A 17,850-nucleotide genomic window follows, 5' to 3' on the forward strand; every position below is an offset into this window, starting at 1 on the left:
TTCCTAGTTTTTAATTTTTAATTAATCCTGCTTAGTTGATTGCTTTTAAGGCTGCCAGGAGATGCTGGCGCGATCGCTCATTTTCTTCTTCACTGCCTACCGTCAGACGAATGCCGCCGCCGGTGTGACGAACTAAGGTTCCTAACTCTTTGAGTTGCTGCGCCAATCGAGTCAGGGCTTCCTCTGTCGGGAGACGCAGGTAGATGAAGTTTGAGGCACTGGGCCAAACTTGTAAATCCTGTTGCTCTTTGAGAAAATCGAGTAACTTTTCTCGTTCGGTAAGAATTTGGGGAATGCAGCTAAGTAGCAGTTGCCGCTGGGAAAGGGCAAGTAAAGCGGCAGTTTGGGTGAAGCTGGGGAGATTGTAGGGGAGACGGACTTTTTCGAGGGCGACGATGAGTTCTGGGTGAGCGATCGCATATCCTAGTCGCAGTGCTGCCAGCCGAAACGCCTTGGAAAATGTTCTGAGTACCACCCAGTTTGGATGCTGCGACAATTCACCCACCACGGTTGTCTGGCTAAATTCAAAATACGCTTCGTCAATGACCACCAAAATATGATCTGGCAAACTCCGCAGCCATTCCAACTCGGCGGTAGTTAAGGCGTTAGCGGTGGGGGAGTTGGGATGAACTACAAATACCACCCGGATTGGCGGATTCTGGGTTTCCTCAATCGCGGTTTGGGCAGCGGCAAGATCCATTTCAAAACTTGCTTCCTTGCGCCCGACACTCACCACAGGAATGCCCAGCGTCTTCGCCAGAATCGCGTACATGGAGAAGGTGGGATCGGCGACCAAAATCGAGCCTTCGTTGCCGAGACAGGTGGCAATCAGGAGGGAACGAATTAGTTCATCCGAACCGTTACCTACAGAGATGTTGGCTGGGGTAATGGGGGCGTCTAAGGATTCGTTCGTGTATTGGGCGATCGCTTCTTTGAGTTGGGCATGACTGCCATCAGGATAGCGATTCGTCTCAATTAGCTGCTGATAAGTCCATGCCAATTTTTCTTTTAATTCTTTTGGTAAATCAAAAGGGCATTCATTGGTATCCAGCCGATCGATTGAAATTGAACCCGTGACTGGACTTCCTGATGCGCCGCCTGGGTGGGGCATATAGGCGCGTAACTGAGATAAATCTGACCGGATGAACGAGAACATAAATTCTTGATCTAACAACTAAAAACTATTTTTGATCCACCAGCGCGATCGCCGTGACTTCTGGCGGACAAAATAGGCGTCCGGGCCAATAGGTTCCCAGCCCTCGATTCACATATAGCTGATTTTTTCCCACCTGATGCCACCCCTGCGCCCATTCCCAACGCTCTACCACTGTATTGCATTCCTTCATAAAAGGCACCCAACGCTGCATCGGTTTGGGAATTAGGTGACGGAAGTTTTGCAGCAGTTGCGGCGCTGGACCATACCCAGGAATTACTACTTGACCGCCGTGAGTATGACCCGACAGTTGCAAATCCACTCGCCATTCTTGCAAAATCTCGGCGGTATCTGGGTTGTGAGATAAGACGATTCGGGGTGTATCCCGATCGAGTTGATTCATCACTGGCGCTGGATTAAAGTCCCGCGACCAAAAATCAGCAAGTCCGACGAAGGGCAATTCTTTTCCCAATGGATAAGCAATTTCATTGCAGAGTACATGAATCCCAATGCTAGTCAGGGCGTCTTGCACCACTTGTTTTGAATGACGATAATAATTATCGTGGTTGCCCAGTACGGCATAGACACCAGCGCGACCTTGCAAGTGTTTTAGCCGTTGCACTAGGGCGTGAATGGGAGATGGGTCATCAGTCACGAAGTCGCCAGTCAACAAAACCAGGTCGGGTTCGAGTTGATTGCTGACTTCAATTGCCTCTGCGAGTAGTGTTTCGGATAATCGCTTGCCATCGTAGTGCAAATCAGACAGTTGCACTAGCTTTGTGCCTTGCAAAGATGCCGGTAAACCCGCGATCGCTACTGTTAAATTTTCTACGCTTAAAGATTCGGTTAATATCCAGTGCATTTTGTCAACTTTTGCTATCTGGCGATTCCAGGATAGCTCAGAGATGCTATTTGTTGCCTTGCCACCTGATTAAGGAGCGAAAGCAAAAGAATGGATTAAATCTTTTCAAGATTGCTTGACTAGGCTGGGTTATGGGCTTCTCGATTCGCTAGCGTCCTTGCAATAAATACAAAAGCGATCGCTAAATGGTTCTTTTTACAATAGTTCAGAACAAGGTCAGAACATTTATCTGTGAATTTACTGACTTTTTCGTAAAAAACGGCCAAATAGTCAATGTAAATACGGTTTTATAATTAGTAAATTTATCCTATGTTTATTAGGAATAAATTTAAGTTTAGCCTATATTTAGGCACAAACAATAAATTGTATTATTTTGGTAATTTGTATAAATTTATCTAGCAAATCTCAAAATATTTCCTCTATTAAAAGTTAATAATTGGTCAGCTATTGATATTTGGAAGAGTCCGATTTTTATGATTAAAAAGACGGAGTTTATCGAATTTCCACAATCCTACTCCAGAAAATCCGGTATTATTGTCACCCTAATTGGATGTGTTGTTTTACTGGGCTGGATATTAGATATTACAGCCCTTAAAAGCATTTTACCAGGGCTGGTAAGCATGAAAGCCAACACAAGCATAGCCTTTATTCTGAGTGGATTGTCTTTGTGTTTGTGGCACGACGCGGAACACAGAAGACAAAGGGCAAAAGATAACCGGAGAAAGTCTTCGTTTGACCTTTCTCAAGTGTTGGCGATCATCGTCATTTTAATCGGTTTATTGACACTAATTGAGTATGGGTTTGGATGGAATCTAGGAATTGACGAACTGCTGTTTAAAGACCCAGCAGGCGCTGTTGGCACCTCTGCACCAGGGCGAATGTCTCCCAATAGTGCCCTGAGCTTTTTCATGCTTGGCTCTGCCCTTCTGCTGTTATCTAAAAGAGCGTACCGTCCGGCTCAATGCTTTAGCTTAGGCGGGTTTTTGATTGGTTTTCTGGGTCTTTTGGGCTATATCTACGGCATCACCTCGTTGTACGGCAAGAGTTACAACACAGGTGTGGCGTTGCACACAGCGATCGCATTCATCCTGCTTTCCACCGGAGTCCTGTTTGCTTGTCCAGATCGAGGACTAATGACAGTTGTTACAAGCGACAAAGCAGGCGGATTGATGGTGCGGCGGATGTCGCCAGCCGCGATTGGCATTCCCTCAGTGCTGGGCTGGTTCATATTATGCGGCTACCAATCTCAGATTTATGACAGCGAACTTGGGCTGGCTCTTTTTGGCGTTTTCAACGTAGTTATTTTTGCCTTTCTAATTTGGTGGAATGCCAGATTCCTGAATGCGGTTGACAGCCAGCGCCACCGAGCAGAAGCAGCACTGAAACAGGTGAATCAAGAGCTAGAAGATAGAGTTGAGGAGCGCACGATCGAGCTGAGTCAACTGAACGAGCAATTACACCAGCGAATTGCCGAACACCAGGAGACAGAGGAGGCGCTCCAAGTAAGCTATAACCTCTTGAATGCAGTCATTGAAGGAACAACTGATATCATTTTTATCAAGGATCTTCAGGGTCGCTACTTAATGATCAACTCCACTGGTGCCAACCTACTTGGCAAGTCTGTAGAGGAGATGATTGGAAAGGATGACTCCGAGGTATTTCCACCTGAGGTCGCCCCTCAACTTATGGAGACTGACCGCAGAATTATGGCTTCTGGGACAACTCAGACGTTGGAGGAAATTGTCTATATCAATAACATCGCGGTGACGTATCTCTCAACAAAAAATATCTACCGCGATCCCCAAGGAAACGTTATCGGTTTGATTGGGATGTCGCGAGACATTAGCGATCGCAAGGCGTTGGAAAAAGAATTAGCGCGGCGCGAGCAGCTTTTGAACTCATTTATTAGCGTTGCGCCGGTCGGACTCTGTATTCTTGACGACCAGATGCGATATCTGCAAATCAACGAAGCGCTAGCACACTTCAATGGCTTGTCTGTAGAAGAACATTTAGGAAGATCCCTGGCTGAAGTCTTGCCCGACGCTGCACAAGCGATCGAATCGACATTACGCAAAGTACTGACGACAGGCGAAGCGATTCTCAACATGGAGACGTGCGGTGAATTACCTAGCAATCCAGGCGTCCTGATGCACTGGTTGACTTCTCAATTTCCCATACCTGGAGAAGATGGCAAGCCGATGGCTCTTGGTGCCACCGTGATGGATATTACTGCTCGCAAACAAGCTGAGGAAGCCCGTCAGGAGAAAGAAGTTCAGTTAAAAGAAAAAAATCAGCAGCTAGAACATACTCTCCAAGAACTCCAACGTACTCAAGGTCAATTAATTCAAAGCGAAAAAATGTCCAGTTTAGGACAATTGGTTGCAGGGATTGCTCACGAAATTAATAACCCAGTTAACTTTATCTTTGGGAATCTCACCCATGTCAGAGAATACACCCAAGACTTATTAAATCTATTGCGACTCTATCATCAGCAGTATCCTAATTCAACGCCAGAAATTCAGGAGGAGATAGAAGCGATTGACCTAGATTTTATGATGGAAGATTTTCCTAACCTGTTGTCATCAATGAAGGTGGGGGCAGATCGCATCCGGGAAATTGTTCTTAGCTTGCGGAATTTTTCGCGAATTGACGAAGCTGAAATGAAAGCGGTTGATATTCACGAAGGAATTGATAGTACCCTGATGATTCTGCATAACCGCCTGAAAGCAAAACCGGATCATCCCAACATTCAGATAATTAAGGAGTACGGGCACTTACCTAAAGTCGAGTGCTACGCAGGACAGCTCAATCAAGTGTTTATGAATCTGATCGCGAATGCCATTGATGCGTTGGATGAGTATAACAAACAGCGATCGCTTTCCGAAATCAAGGCAAATCCCAGTTGGATCAAAATTCGCACTGAGGTACTAGACTGCGATCGCGTCGTTATCAAAATTGCGGATAATGGCTCTGGAATGACAGAGGCGGTGAGACAACAGCTATTTAATCCCTTTTTTACTACCAAAGCCATTGGCAAAGGCACTGGACTGGGTTTGGCAATTAGCTACCAGATTGTTGTAGAAAAGCACAACGGTCAATTGCAATGTCTCTCAGCACCAGGTAGGGGAGCGGAGTTTATTATTGAGATTCCACTTCGCCAGATAGTTTAGGCAATCTATGCTTTAAATCTATCCTTTATGCGATCGCTACACTATCGCAACCAGTTGTTGAATCATCACCGCCAGCGCCGCCAAACCTAAGAGCGTCATTAATCCCGCAGGCATAAATTTGCGAGTTTTAAACAACCGGATGGCAAAGACAATGATGAGAACAGCGGTGACAACAGTTGCTAAAATCAGCCCCCACGCTTGTCCCTGCAATAGCATCACGCCGCCGAGAATGAGTAATAAGCCGCTGATACTGCCAGAAATCAGCGACGCTTTGCTTTGAGCTTGAGAGTAGCCCATGATGCCGCCGACAATGGCTAAAATTCCGTAAGCGATCGCGGCGATAGTACCCAGATTCATCTCGTTAAAACCTCATTGCTTGAGTAGAACTTATTTCTAGCGTCGGGAGACAATTTACCATAGCTGAGATACACCACTCAGTTGATTAATGGATACTCAAGCGATCGCTTCAATCGAATTTCTGCAACGTCAAGCTGCTTCTCTGTTACTTTATCAATCCGTCCTCCGTGGGGAAGTCGGCACGGCTTTCCTGAATCTGCTACAAGCCTTAAGCAGCAGCAACACCAATGGACTGGCTTGCCTGCAAGCTTACGGCACTTGGTTTCAAGCTTTAGCCGCCAGAAATCAAGGTTGGCAAGACTACCTAATTACCCAAATTCTCAGAACTGACAATCCTTTTAGCAAGCAAGTCCAGCAATCGTCTTTACTGCCTCCGGCGCTGGTAGCTGCTGCCCAGCACGATTTACAAGCCTTGCAGAGCCTCTACAATTGCAGTAGCGACCAGTTGAGCCGGTGGGTGCAAGCCACAGCCAAGTTACTCGCGGCACCAGTCGCCTGGAACCAGCAGCAGGATAGGGTAGGTGCAATTCACGAATTGCCCATTTGGGAGAAATTCCAAATGTCAGAAAATTGGGTAGATGTGCTGGAATCTTTAGCCGCTCATTATCAGCGATACGGAACGGGGCTGTTTGCTTCTTATCGGGCGTTACGCTGGCAATCTGGGCAGTTGGTAGGCATTTCATATGCCGATCCCGTGCAGCTTCCAGAATTAGTCGGCTACGAGTCTCAGAAAGACTCTTTGCTGAAGAATACAAAATTTTTACTCGCCGGTCATCCAGCTTTACACGTTTTGCTCTACGGCAGTCGTGGTAGCGGCAAATCTTCTTTGGTGAAGGGGTTGTTAAATGAGCCTGATACGGGAAACCTCCGCCTCGTCGAAGTTGCCAAATCTGAACTGAAAGATTTACCAACCATTATCGAGCAGTTGCGGGGTGTGCCTCAGAAGTTCATCATCTTTGTTGACGATCTCTCCTTTGAGGAGGATGACGACGCTTTCAAAGCTCTTAAAGTAGTGCTGGAGGGCAATTTAACCGCACGTCCTCAAAATGTGGTGGTTTATGCGACTTCCAATCGGCGGCATCTGATTCGAGAATTTTTTAGCGATCGCCCTCGTCCCAAGGACAATGAAGAAATTCACGCCTGGGATACGGTTCAGGAAAAGCTGTCGTTTAGCGATCGCTTTGGTCTGACTTTAACCTTTGAACCCGCCGAGCAGAACACCTACCTAAGCATTGTTCGCCATCTCGCAACCCAAGCCGACATTTCCCTCACTCAGGAAGATTTAGAGTATCGTGCCTTACAGTGGGCAACTCGCCACAACGGGCGTTCTGGACGTACAGCACGGCAATTCATTGACTTTCTCAGGGCAGATTTAGCCGTTACTGGTTCAGAATCTCGTAGATTAAACACATAATTAGAATTCTGTTCGTATGAATTAGAACTTGGGAAATGCTGACTTTATCTCACAAAAAATGATATGCGATCGGTTAAGGTAAGCAATCGGATTTTACTGGGTTTAATTGCCTTCGGTGTGAGCTTTTTCCTGAGCCTTATTGCCAACCGAGATTTCCCGAAAGCCTTGGTTACAGGTTTAATTACTCTACCTGCTACTTATGCAGGAGCCATAGTTGTACAAATTAAACAAAGAAAGCAGAAGTTCTTCCTACAAAATGAAATTCAAGCGATTTCTGACGAAAGACAAAACTTAGAAGACGATCTCTATTATTTGGAGTCAAGCCTAAACCAATTACACGGACAAATCGCAGAAAGCTATAACCGAAGAGAGGTCATTAATCGGGAAGTGTCCACTTTAGGAGCTTATAGATACCAACTAGAAGAACAAGGGTTTATTCTCCAAACTCAACTTGAGGTTCTGGAAAGGCAAAAAGCAGAACTCAATGAATCCTTGTTGGCTGCAACATCGGAAAAGCAGAAGACAGAAACTAGCTTAAATTCCCTGAGAACGGAATTCAAGAAACTGCAAGATCAAGTGACAGATCATCAAAACCAGAAAACAATCCTTGAGCAGGAAATCACTAATCTTAAAAAACAAAAACGCCCTTTACAATCAGAAGTAGATAATCTGCAAGCTCAGCTTCAGACGCTGGAAACACAGAGAGGGGTGCTGAATCAATCTCTGGCGTCTTTGAAAGTAGAATTAGGTCAGTTGCAAGGGCAAGTATCCTCTTTAAAGTTGGAATACGAGCAGTTAAAGAGTGGGAACTTAAACTTCCAAAAACCTCAAAAAGGACAATCCCAAACAATCCCTTTTTGGGAAATACAAAGAAAACAATCAGTAGAAAATTTATCAGCGGAATGGACTGATCTAAAAACAAAACTTACGAATGATGATATTCAGATAATCAAAGCCATAGTAGAGCAAAACAATCCAGGTGCAACTCTCAAGAAAATCGCTGAGACAAATATAACTATGCCTCAACTATTGATAGATGCAATAAACGAACGTGCTATAGATACCATTGGCGATTTTATCATTGAACCAGGTTCGGCATCGATTCCGCCTGCGATCGCAGAAGAACACTTGACAAAAGTGAAGAAGATGCTCGAAACTTAGTTTTATAAAAATAACAATTTATCAAAATTTATTATAAAACCTAAGTAAACCGAATCAAAAACCTCACCTCATTCCTCGTAGGTGAGACAGAATGAGAAACGTCAAAGCTTTGTCCGCCTATATAGCAACAAATAAATTATTTTAAATCATGACGAAGATCAAAATTACCAAAAGAATATCGAATGCTTTAATCAGTTCTCTTGGTGCAGGTGTTGTTCCTAGAATCGGTCTGGAACATATTGCTGTCGGACGCGAAAAAGAAGTCAAAGCTATTTTACAGGATTTCGATAATATTGGCGAAGGCGGTGCCGGGTTTCGCTTCGTTGTAGGACGCTATGGTTCCGGTAAAAGCTTTATGCTACAACTGATTCGCAACCACGCGATGGAAAGAGGTTTCGTAGTAGCTGATGCTGATTTATCTCCCGAACGGCGACTCGCAGGAACTGACGGAAAAGGGGTTGCAACTTATCGGGAATTAATGCAGAATCTTTCCACCAAAATTCGCCCAGAAGGTGGCGCTTTCACACCCATTTTGGAAGGATGGATTAATAATATTCAAAACCAAGTTGCACAAGAAAGCGGGATGCGACCCAACGACACTGGGTTTGACGATAAAGTAGAAGAGAAAATTCGGGAAGTCGTTAAGGATATAGAAGGCTTAGTTCACGGGTTTGACTTTGCGAATGTCATCATCGCCTATTGGCGCGGCTATCGTTCTGATGATGATGATAAAAAGGAAGCGGCGCTACGTTGGCTTCGAGGAGAATTTGGAACTAAAACTGAGGCAAAAACTGGGCTAGGAGTGCGTGTCATCATTGATGATGAAACTTGGTATGACTACATCAAGCTAGTTGCAAAGTTTGTTTCAGATATTGGCTACAAAGGGCTTTTAATTTTGGTGGATGAAGCCGTTCATTTGTACAAAATTACTCATACCGCTTCTCGTCAAAAAAACTACGATAAGCTATTGGCAATGTTCAACGATACGATGCAGGGAAGAGCAGAAAATCTTGGCATTTTTATCGGAGGAACGCCCGAATTTGTGGAGGACAAACGCCGGGGGTTGTACAGTGATGAAGCATTGCGATCGCGCTTAAGCAGCCGTGTCAAAGGAGGTCATCAGGATACCTCAGCACCCGTCATCCAGCTAGAAATATTAACCAAGCAAAATATATCCGAGCTTTTGCACCGATTGGTGGATATTCATGCTACCCATTACAACTATAATAAAACTCTGAAACCGAGTGACTTGCAAGAGTTTATGCAAGAAGTTGTCAATCGCTTAGGTGCAGACAAATTCTTGACACCCCGTGAAGTTGTCCGCGATTTTATCAGTATTTTGAATATCCTTCAACAAAACCCCAACATCTCTTTCAGAGAACTCATTCATGGTTCCAATTTTAAACCGACTTCTCCTAGCAAGAACCCAGAGGTAGATGGGAATACTGAATTTGCAGAATTTACCCTATGAGCGAACAGGCTTTTGCTAAATTAGCGCCTTTTATTCAAGAATACATTTACACCCAAGATTGGACTGAATTAAGAGACGTTCAAGTTGAAGCCTGTAAGGTTATTTTTGAAACAGATGCTCACTTGTTAATCGCCGCCGGAACTGCATCGGGGAAAACAGAAGCAGCTTTTCTTCCAGTTCTTACTTTATTACATCAAAAACCATCTACAACGATTGGGGCACTTTATATTAGCCCCATAAAAGCATTAATTAACGACCAATTTGAGCGTCTAAATGACCTTTTAAAGGAAGCAGATATTCCAGTCTGGCACTGGCACGGCGATGTTTCCCAGGCTCGTAAGAAACAACTCCTAAAAGACCCAAAAGGGATTCTGCAAATAACGCCAGAATCTTTAGAGAGTCTCTTAATTAATAAAAATACTCAACTGTTTCGCTTGTTCGGAGATTTACGTTTTGTCATTATTGATGAAATCCATGCTTTCATGGGTTCCGAACGGGGTTGCCAAATTCTCTGCCAGTTGGCACGCCTTTCAAAATTTGTAAAAAATCCCACCCGTCGGATTGGTTTATCGGCTACCCTTGGCGATTACTCACTCGCTGAAGACTGGCTGCGACTGGGAACCAAAACGCCAGTCATTACTCCGGATATCGAGGGAGGAAAACGAAAGATCAATCTGGCTTTAGAGCATTTTTTTGTTTCTCCCGTTGAAACAGATGAGACTGATAATTTAGTTGTTACTCCTTACTACAGGCATATCTTTGATATCACTAAATCTCGAAAAAGCCTGATCTTTGCTAACAATCGCTCAGATACAGAATCAGTGATTGCCAGCCTGCGTGAAATAGCCGAAGCTGAAGGATTACCAGATATTTATCACGTCCATCATGGCAGTATTTCTACCTCCTTAAGGGAAGCGGCTGAGGATGCCATGCGCGATACCAAAGTTCCATCTGTTACTGCTGCAACTATCACGCTTGAATTAGGAATCGATCTCGGTCAATTAGAGCGAGTCATTCAATTAAACGCGCCTTTATCTGTATCCAGTTTCTTGCAGAGATTGGGACGTTCGGGAAGGCGAGGAAGTGTGGCAGATATGCGGTTTGTTTGCGCGGAGGAAGAACTATCAACAGAGGAATCGCTTCCTAATCAAATTCCTTGGCAACTGTTGCAAGCTATCGCGATTATCCAACTTTACTTAGAAGAACGCTGGATTGAGCCAATCAAGCCGGTTAAATATCCTTTTAGCCTTTTATATCACCAAACAATGAGTATTTTAGCAGCGCTGGAGGAACTCTCTCCCGCAGCTTTAGCTCAGCAAGTTTTAGCCTTACCACCCTTTGCAGCTATATCTAAAGATGATTTTAGGCAATTGCTCCGAAACTTGATAGGAATTGACCACATTCAGCAGACTGAGGGAGACAAATTAATTATCGGATTAGCTGGGGAGAAAATTGTAAAAAATTTTCATTTTTACGCCGTTTTTTCCGACACGGTTGAGTATGCTGTTAGGGATGGATCGATGGAAATTGGCAGTATCCTGATGCCTCCACCTGTTGGCAATTGCTTTGCCTTGGCAGGGAGAACGTGGGAAGTTTTGGATAGCGATGTTAAAACAAAAACGGTTTTTGTCAAACAAGCACAAGGTCAAGCTAAAATTTCTTGGCATGGTGGCAGTAGCAATATTCATACAAAAGTTCTTGAACGGATGCGAAGAGTTTTGCTTGAAGAGTCTCAGTATAGCTACTTACAAAGTAATGCTAAAAAACGTCTGAATGAAGCTCGTCAATTAGCTCGCTTTTGGGAATTTGAAAGAAATAACATTGTTTCATTAGGAAGCAAAACTTGCTGCATTTTTCCTTGGATGGGTACTGTCGCTTACCGCACCTTAGAGAGGTTTCTAAATTTCTTTGGTAGAGAGTCTCTGGATATCAAGAAAATTGGGGGTCAAGCACCATACTTTATGACGGTTAAACTTGGAAAAGATGGGGTTGAAGAGCTTGGCTCGGAAATCCTGGCGTTTGGCAATAAAAGGATTACGGCGTTAGATTTAGTTGCTGTTGAAGAACCTTTAAAAATGCAAAAGTATGATGAGTTTATTCCTAGCAAGCTGCTTCGTAAAGCTTTTGCTTTCGATTGTCTAGATGTTGGAGAGCTGAAGAAAATTATTAGTGGTTGGTAGATGAGAGAATAGAAAGGCTATAGGAAGCGTAAAACAAAGTTTAAGGCGAAGCGATCGCATCTATCTATAAATGTCATTTACTTATACCCGAACGATTCGTTTTCAGGATACCGACGCCGCCGGTGTTGTCTACTTTGCTAATGTCTTGGCAATGTGTCACGAAGCTTATGAAGAATCCCTAGCGGCTTTGGATATCAATCTCAAGTTGTTTTTCAGCAACCCGAATGTTGCGATTCCTATTGTTCATGCCAACGTTGATTTTTTCAGTCCGATGTATTGTGGTGACAAAGTAGTTATTCAGTTAATTCCTCAACATCTTTCATCTGAAAAATTTGAAGTTAATTACCAATTTATTGCAGAGAATCGGGTAGTCGCACAAGCAATTACTCGGCACGTTTGCATCGATGCAGCTACTAGAAGTAGAAAAGAAATTCCAGTGGAGATGATTCCATGGCTTCAGCAATTGAAGGAAGAAGAGGAATAAACCGCATTAGCGTTCGCGTAGCGGCGCGGATGCGCGAGAGGGATGCGCGAGTAGACGCAAAGGATGCGAAGAGAGAGTTTATAGAGTGCGTTAGACTTCGTTATGCTGTCACTAAAATACCCTACTATAAGCAATTTTTTGTAGCTGTTCGCGGTTCACTTTTCCCTGAGCGTTTCTTGGTAATGTTTCTACTCGCACCCAGTATTTAGGGCGTTTAAATTTGCTCAATTTATCTTCAATTTCTATTTGTAGAGTATAAGTAGAAATGTCTGATTTACTGGGAACATAAACGGCTGTTACAATTTGTCCCCAGTGAGAGTCGGGTAAACCAATTACACAGACATCAGCAACTAAACCTGTAGCTTGAATTGCAGCTTCTACTTCAGAGGGGAAGACGTTTTCGCCACCTGTGATAATTTTGTTACTGCTACGACCGATAATATTTAAATTACTCTGTTCGTCAATAAAGCCTAAATCATCTACTTGGAAATGTTGTTGATTAGGAAATTTTTCAGGATAGTAACCAAGTGCCAAAGAATCAGATTTAACGGTAACAGTTCCTACTTGGTTGATTTCTAATATCTCGCTGCTAGAACTACAAATTGTCACTTTGGCATGGGGGAGAATCTGACCGCAATTGTTAGTACCGTTGAGAAAATATTCTGGTTTGAGGGTGGCAATTTGCGAGGCGGTTTCTGTCATGCCATAAGTGGGTGCTAAGCGGATGCTGTGGCGTCTCGCCTCTTCCAGAAGTTCTATCCACGCAGGGGCACCTCCCAAAAGCACTGTCTGAAAGCTGGATAACCAGGCGGTTAACTCTGGACTTTGTAGGAGACGTTGCAGTTGAGTGGGTACTAAGGATAGAAAAAATTCAGATGGATCGATATCGCACTTTTCACTAGATTCTAATTCTTTAAATGGCATAATTGCTAATCTTCCCCCAGAGGTGAAGGAACGCATAAATTGCATCAAACCACTGACATGATACAGAGGCAATACACAAAAAGAATTTACTTGATTTATTTGAAAATACTGTCTAAAACCTTGTACGGATTCCATTAAGGTTTTCCAGGTGTGGATGGCAAATCGAGTCTGCCCTGATGAACCTCCGGTGGGAATCATAATCCAGTTGTTGATAGTTGTAGAGACGCGATTTTTGTCTCTACAAGATGGGGAGGTGAAAGGATAAGGGCAATCTCCCCAGATGATGTCTGGTTGGACTAAATCAAAAACTTGTTGCCATTCGTGTTTAACCCAGTTGGGATTACAAAGGAAAACTGGACAACCGGCGGCACTGGCAGCAATGAAGCTGGCAAGAAATTGTATTGGTTCTCGCTCTGCTAGTAATATTTTTGGTTTATTTTCAGAGTTTGCAAGCAGGGTTAATTGATTAAATACTTGCTCGGCAATATTAATAAATTTGCGGCTGTCGTAACCAATCAGCCAGTCATCATTAGCACGTTCTTTAAGATAGTCTAGTGGCGATTCCATCAATTCTTAAATCTGATTTCTTCATCTTCGTCAAACCAGTGGTTGATGCCAAAACCGACTGCTCGATTGTGACGGGATAATTCTGCTGCTAGCTTTAATGCTGCCTGCCTACCAATAGCGGTTTCAAAGACGGAGGAGAAGACGGCATCAATTTCATGTTGTTGGCAAAATTGGCGCAAACGGGATGGAGAACCGGCGATGCAGGGCTTAATGACAAAAATCCCCCGCCAACCTTCACGGGACGCAGCTGCCATCTGGTCAATTGTAGCCACGGATTCATCTAAGGCGATCGCAGTGGCGTAGCACATACTTAATTCCGCCATCCCCTGAAATTGAGCCACAGACAGCGGTTGTTCGAGAAATTCAATTTCTACAGGTAATTCCTCCGCCTTAACATTGTCGCAAGTCCACAGCCACAGGTTGGCTTCCTCGTAACTGAGTCCGCCATTGGCATCCAGGCGCAGTTTTACCCCTTCTGGCAGTGTTTGGGTAAGTCGTTGGAAAATTTTTAGTTCATCTGCAATTGGGTAAACGCCGATTTTCCATTTGAAGGTGCGATATTCCTGGTTCCACAGCGTCTGCCATTGATTTAAAGCGGCCTCGCCAGCGGGGAGTAAGCCGCTGTACGCATATTCTCTTGTGAGGCTTTCGCTGAACCTCTCCCCCAACCCCTCTCGATCCCCCCTTTCCCCCCTTAAAAAGGGGGGTTGGAGAGAGGCTTTCAATTCCCCCCCGTCCCCAGCAGGGAAGGGGGGCTGGGGGGTTAGGTTTGCCTTATCCTGAAAATGAGAGATATCTTCCCAAGCGGACTCCAAGCCAAATTGACAGGCGGGAAGGGCAGATGGGATGGAGTAAATCATCTCATCGGTAATTTCCTCCGGCAGCTGGCGACAAAATGACAGCGCTTGCTCTAAGGTTTCGGAACCAAACCAGCTCAGGGGGGCGATTTCGCCCCAGCCGACTTGCCCGTTCTCATCAGTGAGGCGGAGGATGATGCCCTCTCGAATGTCCCAGATGCCGTGACTGGTTTGCAAGGGACGCACAAATCTCCGCCGGTAAGGACGAAATTCAAACTGATATTGCATCAGCTATAAGGGCAGTACAAACCCCAATCCCAACAGCAGCCCACTCCAAAAGTGTAGAGATACTGCGATGAATTTGCTGTTACTGACTTTCTCAGGTTGAGCGTGATACTGGTGGACGTGGCGGCATAATTTGATGGCGAAGGGCAAACTTGCAAAGGTTAGCAACGTCCAAACGGGGAAAATTTGCAAAACGACAAACAACCCAGTCAGCGCATAAATACTGCCGCTAAACCAAGACAATAATTGCGATCCTCTCTGAGTGCCTAGGCGGACGATGGGCGATCGCTTCCCTGCTGCCAAATCGTCCGCAACCTGGTGAAAATGGGAGCAAAACAAAATTAAACTCGTGGCAATCCCTACAACAATCGACACTGCAAGGCTGGTCATCGACCATGTGCCGGTTTGACTATAATAAGCCGCCGCCACTGCTAGGGGACCAAAGCAAATAAAGCAGATAATTTCGCCCAAACCCTGGTAGCCTAAGCGAAAGGGAGGTCCCTGATAGCTGTAGCCCAACGCACAGCTCAGGAGTACCAATCCGATGACTGTGAGGTCTTGTTGCCACCATGCGATCGCTAAGATTCCCAGTACACCAACCCCTAAAAATAGATTTGCCAGCCAAAAAATTAAAGATTTGTTACCTGTTAAGTTAACTAGAGAGTGGGCTTTGTTCTTATCAATACCCGTCTCCGAATCGAACACATCATTGCTGAGATTCAGCCATGCAATAATCAAAATTGCTGACATTAAAAATGTAGAAAATATTGCTCCCTGAAGCACTTGAGTGTCAGCAAAAGCAACAGCTGTTCCCACCCAAATTGGAATAATAGCAACGCTGTACATGGGCGGCTTAATCGCTGCCATCCAAAGACCGGGGTCGCTGATGTTTGCCCCTCCACTGGTGCGATGATTAATCAATTTTGTATCCATTAGTCTCAATCTATGCTACTGCCAAGAAGCTACCAAATTTTACAACTCTAAAGCCGTGATAGGATATTTGCTACAGACTTTGTTACAAGCCCTTTAGTAGGGAGACAGAGGTTTCCAGTTGTGTCTTGACCTATGGAAGACTAGCCTATGTCAAATCTTAAGCAGGTTCTTTCAAAACTAGCTACTTGTTATGACCTCCCGCATATTCTGCTCGGTCAAATCACACATTTTATCTAAACAGTGTAGATTTAGATACAATGTTTAAGAGTTTTTAAAATCTAATCAATGAAGATGCCCCTGCGGTAATCATTCTGAAATTTAAGTTAAGGAATCATTGAAAGTATGACGACAATCTTAAAAGCAGGCGAAAGTTGTAAACTAGAAATACTACAGAGAAACCAATACATAGGCTTAGCCTTATTCCTCAAGAAATATTTTTGGAGAATTGTTAAGAATTTCAATAAGGTTATTGGTAAGCACACCTTACTTTTAGAAAATAGGGGAAGACTGGCAGATACGACCAGTTTTCAACGGACTGTCATTATTCTATTGGCTCTTAGGATAGGTTTGTTCGATTACTAACAATAAACCAGGAGCCACAGCTAGTTGTATTAACATCAAATTGCCAACCTATCCTCGCTTCCATGCTAGTCACACCCTATCTTAAAAATCTTTTTCAAGACACTCACGAACTGCATCAATTTCTTTTAGCCTTTAAGCAGACTGCTGTACAAAAAAAACAGACACAGCTCCTCAGTATTTCTCAAGAAATCCCAGCAGTCGATCCGTTGGTTGTCCTTCAGGCGATCGCTAGACCCGATCAATTACACTTTTACTTTGAAAAACCAGCACAAGGAGAAGCGATCGCTGCCATCGACACCGCAGCTGCGCTAACACTAGAAAGCCCCAATCGGTTTAACAAATCCCAGGAGTTTATTCAATCTTGCATTGCCAATACCACGAGTATTGGTGAAGTTAATTTACCTTTTTCGGGCGCTCATTTTTTCTGCGCTTTTACATTTTTTAATGAAAATCTAGGAGCGGATTCTCTTTTTCCTTCCGCCACAGTATTCTTACCCCGATGGCAAATCTCTCTAAAAAATCAGACTTCGGTAGTAGTCGCAAATATTCTGATTGATTCAGAGATAAATATTCAAGATTTAACTGAAAGCTTATGGCGTACATTTCAGGCAATCAGAGTTACTAGTTTAGAAAGATTTCATAGTGCATCTTTTCTAGATATCGCAATTGATGCCAGAAAACTATTTAAGAAACACGATGTTGCAGATGTAAACCATTTTAAATCATCGGTGGTTAAGGCTTTATCATCAATTCAGGAAGAAAAAATTCATAAAATTGTTTTGGCTCACGCCCTTGATGTTATCTCCCCGATTCCTTTCCAGTTAATTCCCTCCGTCAATCATTTACGAACTCGCAATCCTGATTGCAATATTTTTTCCACCAGTAACGGCAAGGGACAAAGTTTTATTGGTGCAAGTCCCGAACGTTTAATTAGTATTCATGACCATGAATTAGTAACGGACGCTCTGGCAGGTTCAGCACCCAGAGGAAAAATAGCAAGTGAAGATGCGGAATTAGCAAATCGGTTACTAACCAGTGAAAAAGAAAGGCGCGAACATCGAGTAGTCATTGATTTTATTCGCGATCGCCTTTCCCAGCTAGGTTTAAATCCTCAAGTATTGTCCCAACCACAGCTATTGAAACTCTTAAATATTCAGCATTTATGGACACCCATTCAGGCGAAAATCCCGGCAGGCGTTCATCCCTTAGAAATCCTGGCTGAACTCCATCCGACACCAGCCGTTGCTGGCGTCCCCAGCGAGAGTGCCCAGAAAGAAATTTGCCGCTATGAAACCTTCAATAGGTCATTATATGCCGCGCCGCTCGGTTGGGTAGATCGCCAAGGAAATAGTGAATTTGTTGTGGGAATTCGCTCAGCACTCATAGATGGCTGTCGTGCCAGACTCTACGCCGGTGCCGGTATCGTTGCTGGTTCCGATCCAGACAAAGAATTAGCAGAAATTCAACTTAAACTCCAGGCACTTCTAAAAGCCTTAGTCTAGCCGGAACT

13 protein-coding genes are annotated in these 17,850 nt (G+C 44.1%); 7 read left to right on the forward strand and 6 right to left on the reverse strand.

The window, feature by feature from the left end; all coding sequences use genetic code 11:
* Positions 1-31: 31 nt before the first annotated feature.
* Both NDA03_RS08625 and NDA03_RS08630 read right to left on the reverse strand, forming a co-directional pair.
* On the reverse strand, positions 32-1,156 hold the full coding sequence (locus tag NDA03_RS08625) for a histidinol-phosphate transaminase (RefSeq protein WP_348237827.1): 1,125 nt from the start codon (positions 1,154-1,156) through the stop codon (positions 32-34).
* A 25-nt stretch (positions 1,157-1,181) separates the two neighbouring features.
* Positions 1,182-2,015 (reverse strand): metallophosphoesterase, encoded by an 834-nt coding sequence (locus NDA03_RS08630; RefSeq protein WP_348237828.1) that lies wholly within the window; start codon positions 2,013-2,015, stop codon positions 1,182-1,184.
* Between the two features lie 473 nt (positions 2,016-2,488).
* Here NDA03_RS08630 and NDA03_RS08635 point away from each other — a divergent pair, with 473 nt between their 5' ends.
* Complete coding sequence (locus NDA03_RS08635) at positions 2,489-5,185, forward strand: PAS domain-containing protein (protein WP_348237829.1); 2,697 nt, start codon at positions 2,489-2,491, stop codon at positions 5,183-5,185.
* 36 nt (positions 5,186-5,221) lie between these two features.
* On the opposite strand, the gene NDA03_RS08640 is transcribed toward NDA03_RS08635, so the two are convergent.
* Complete coding sequence (locus NDA03_RS08640; protein ID WP_190430133.1) at positions 5,222-5,542, reverse strand: TMEM14 family protein; 321 nt, start codon at positions 5,540-5,542, stop codon at positions 5,222-5,224.
* A gap of 88 nt (positions 5,543-5,630) precedes the next feature.
* Between NDA03_RS08640 and NDA03_RS08645 the strand changes: the two genes are divergently transcribed.
* From NDA03_RS08645 to NDA03_RS08665, 5 genes are all read left to right on the forward strand, one after another.
* The gene (locus NDA03_RS08645; RefSeq protein WP_348237830.1) at positions 5,631-6,956 is read left to right on the forward strand and encodes an ATP-binding protein; all 1,326 of its coding nucleotides are present in this window, start codon (positions 5,631-5,633) and stop codon (positions 6,954-6,956) included.
* 117 nt (positions 6,957-7,073) lie between these two features.
* Positions 7,074-8,117, forward strand: a complete 1,044-nt coding sequence (locus tag NDA03_RS08650; RefSeq protein WP_348237831.1) for a tellurite resistance TerB C-terminal domain-containing protein — start codon at positions 7,074-7,076, stop codon at positions 8,115-8,117.
* A 148-nt stretch (positions 8,118-8,265) separates the two neighbouring features.
* Positions 8,266-9,588, forward strand: a complete 1,323-nt coding sequence (locus NDA03_RS08655; RefSeq protein ID WP_190414944.1) for an ATP-binding protein — start codon at positions 8,266-8,268, stop codon at positions 9,586-9,588.
* Complete coding sequence (locus tag NDA03_RS08660) at positions 9,585-11,768, forward strand: DEAD/DEAH box helicase (protein ID WP_348237832.1); 2,184 nt, start codon at positions 9,585-9,587, stop codon at positions 11,766-11,768. Before NDA03_RS08655 ends, NDA03_RS08660 begins: the two co-directional genes overlap by 4 nt.
* 70 nt (positions 11,769-11,838) lie before the next feature.
* The gene (locus NDA03_RS08665; RefSeq protein ID WP_348237833.1) at positions 11,839-12,252 is read left to right on the forward strand and encodes a thioesterase family protein; all 414 of its coding nucleotides are present in this window, start codon (positions 11,839-11,841) and stop codon (positions 12,250-12,252) included.
* A 111-nt stretch (positions 12,253-12,363) separates the two neighbouring features.
* On the opposite strand, the gene NDA03_RS08670 is transcribed toward NDA03_RS08665, so the two are convergent.
* From NDA03_RS08670 to menA, 3 genes are read right to left on the reverse strand one after another with little or no spacing between them, the layout of a single operon-like run.
* The gene (locus tag NDA03_RS08670) at positions 12,364-13,743 is read right to left on the reverse strand and encodes a 2-succinylbenzoate--CoA ligase (protein WP_348237834.1); all 1,380 of its coding nucleotides are present in this window, start codon (positions 13,741-13,743) and stop codon (positions 12,364-12,366) included.
* A complete protein-coding gene (locus tag NDA03_RS08675; protein ID WP_348237835.1) occupies positions 13,743-14,828 on the reverse strand; it encodes an o-succinylbenzoate synthase in 1,086 nt (361 codons plus the stop codon). Before NDA03_RS08675 ends, NDA03_RS08670 begins: the two co-directional genes overlap by 1 nt.
* 3 nt (positions 14,829-14,831) lie before the next feature.
* Positions 14,832-15,758, reverse strand: coding sequence for a 2-carboxy-1,4-naphthoquinone phytyltransferase (gene menA / locus NDA03_RS08680; RefSeq protein WP_348237836.1), 927 nt, complete (start codon positions 15,756-15,758; stop codon positions 14,832-14,834).
* Between the two features lie 644 nt (positions 15,759-16,402).
* On the opposite strand from menA, the gene NDA03_RS08685 reads away from it, so the two are divergent.
* Positions 16,403-17,842 carry an isochorismate synthase gene (locus NDA03_RS08685; protein ID WP_190672216.1) on the forward strand — a complete coding sequence of 480 codons (1,440 nt, stop codon included), beginning with the start codon at positions 16,403-16,405 and terminating at the stop codon, positions 17,840-17,842.
* Positions 17,843-17,850 lie beyond the last annotated feature (8 nt).

It is taken from the genome of Trichocoleus sp. Lan (genome assembly GCF_039961855.1).
Taxonomy (GTDB): domain Bacteria; phylum Cyanobacteriota; class Cyanobacteriia; order Cyanobacteriales; family FACHB-T130; genus FACHB-T130.

Excerpts from the sequence above, each read along its gene's own strand:
- NDA03_RS08625 (WP_348237827.1), bottom strand. The coding sequence starts at position 1,156 with ATGTTCTCGTTCATCCGGTCAGATTTATCTCAGTTACGCGCCTATATG.
- NDA03_RS08630 (WP_348237828.1), bottom strand. The coding sequence starts at position 2,015 with ATGCACTGGATATTAACCGAATCTTTAAGCGTAGAAAATTTAACAGTA.
- NDA03_RS08635 (WP_348237829.1), top strand. The coding sequence starts at position 2,489 with ATGATTAAAAAGACGGAGTTTATCGAATTTCCACAATCCTACTCCAGA.
- NDA03_RS08640 (WP_190430133.1), bottom strand. The coding sequence starts at position 5,542 with ATGAATCTGGGTACTATCGCCGCGATCGCTTACGGAATTTTAGCCATT.
- NDA03_RS08645 (WP_348237830.1), top strand. The coding sequence starts at position 5,631 with ATGGATACTCAAGCGATCGCTTCAATCGAATTTCTGCAACGTCAAGCT.
- NDA03_RS08655 (WP_190414944.1), top strand. The coding sequence starts at position 8,266 with ATGACGAAGATCAAAATTACCAAAAGAATATCGAATGCTTTAATCAGT.
- NDA03_RS08660 (WP_348237832.1), top strand. The coding sequence starts at position 9,585 with ATGAGCGAACAGGCTTTTGCTAAATTAGCGCCTTTTATTCAAGAATAC.
- NDA03_RS08665 (WP_348237833.1), top strand. The coding sequence starts at position 11,839 with ATGTCATTTACTTATACCCGAACGATTCGTTTTCAGGATACCGACGCC.
- NDA03_RS08670 (WP_348237834.1), bottom strand. The coding sequence starts at position 13,743 with ATGGAATCGCCACTAGACTATCTTAAAGAACGTGCTAATGATGACTGG.
- NDA03_RS08675 (WP_348237835.1), bottom strand. The coding sequence starts at position 14,828 with ATGCAATATCAGTTTGAATTTCGTCCTTACCGGCGGAGATTTGTGCGT.
- menA (WP_348237836.1), bottom strand. The coding sequence starts at position 15,758 with ATGGATACAAAATTGATTAATCATCGCACCAGTGGAGGGGCAAACATC.
- NDA03_RS08685 (WP_190672216.1), top strand. The coding sequence starts at position 16,403 with ATGCTAGTCACACCCTATCTTAAAAATCTTTTTCAAGACACTCACGAA.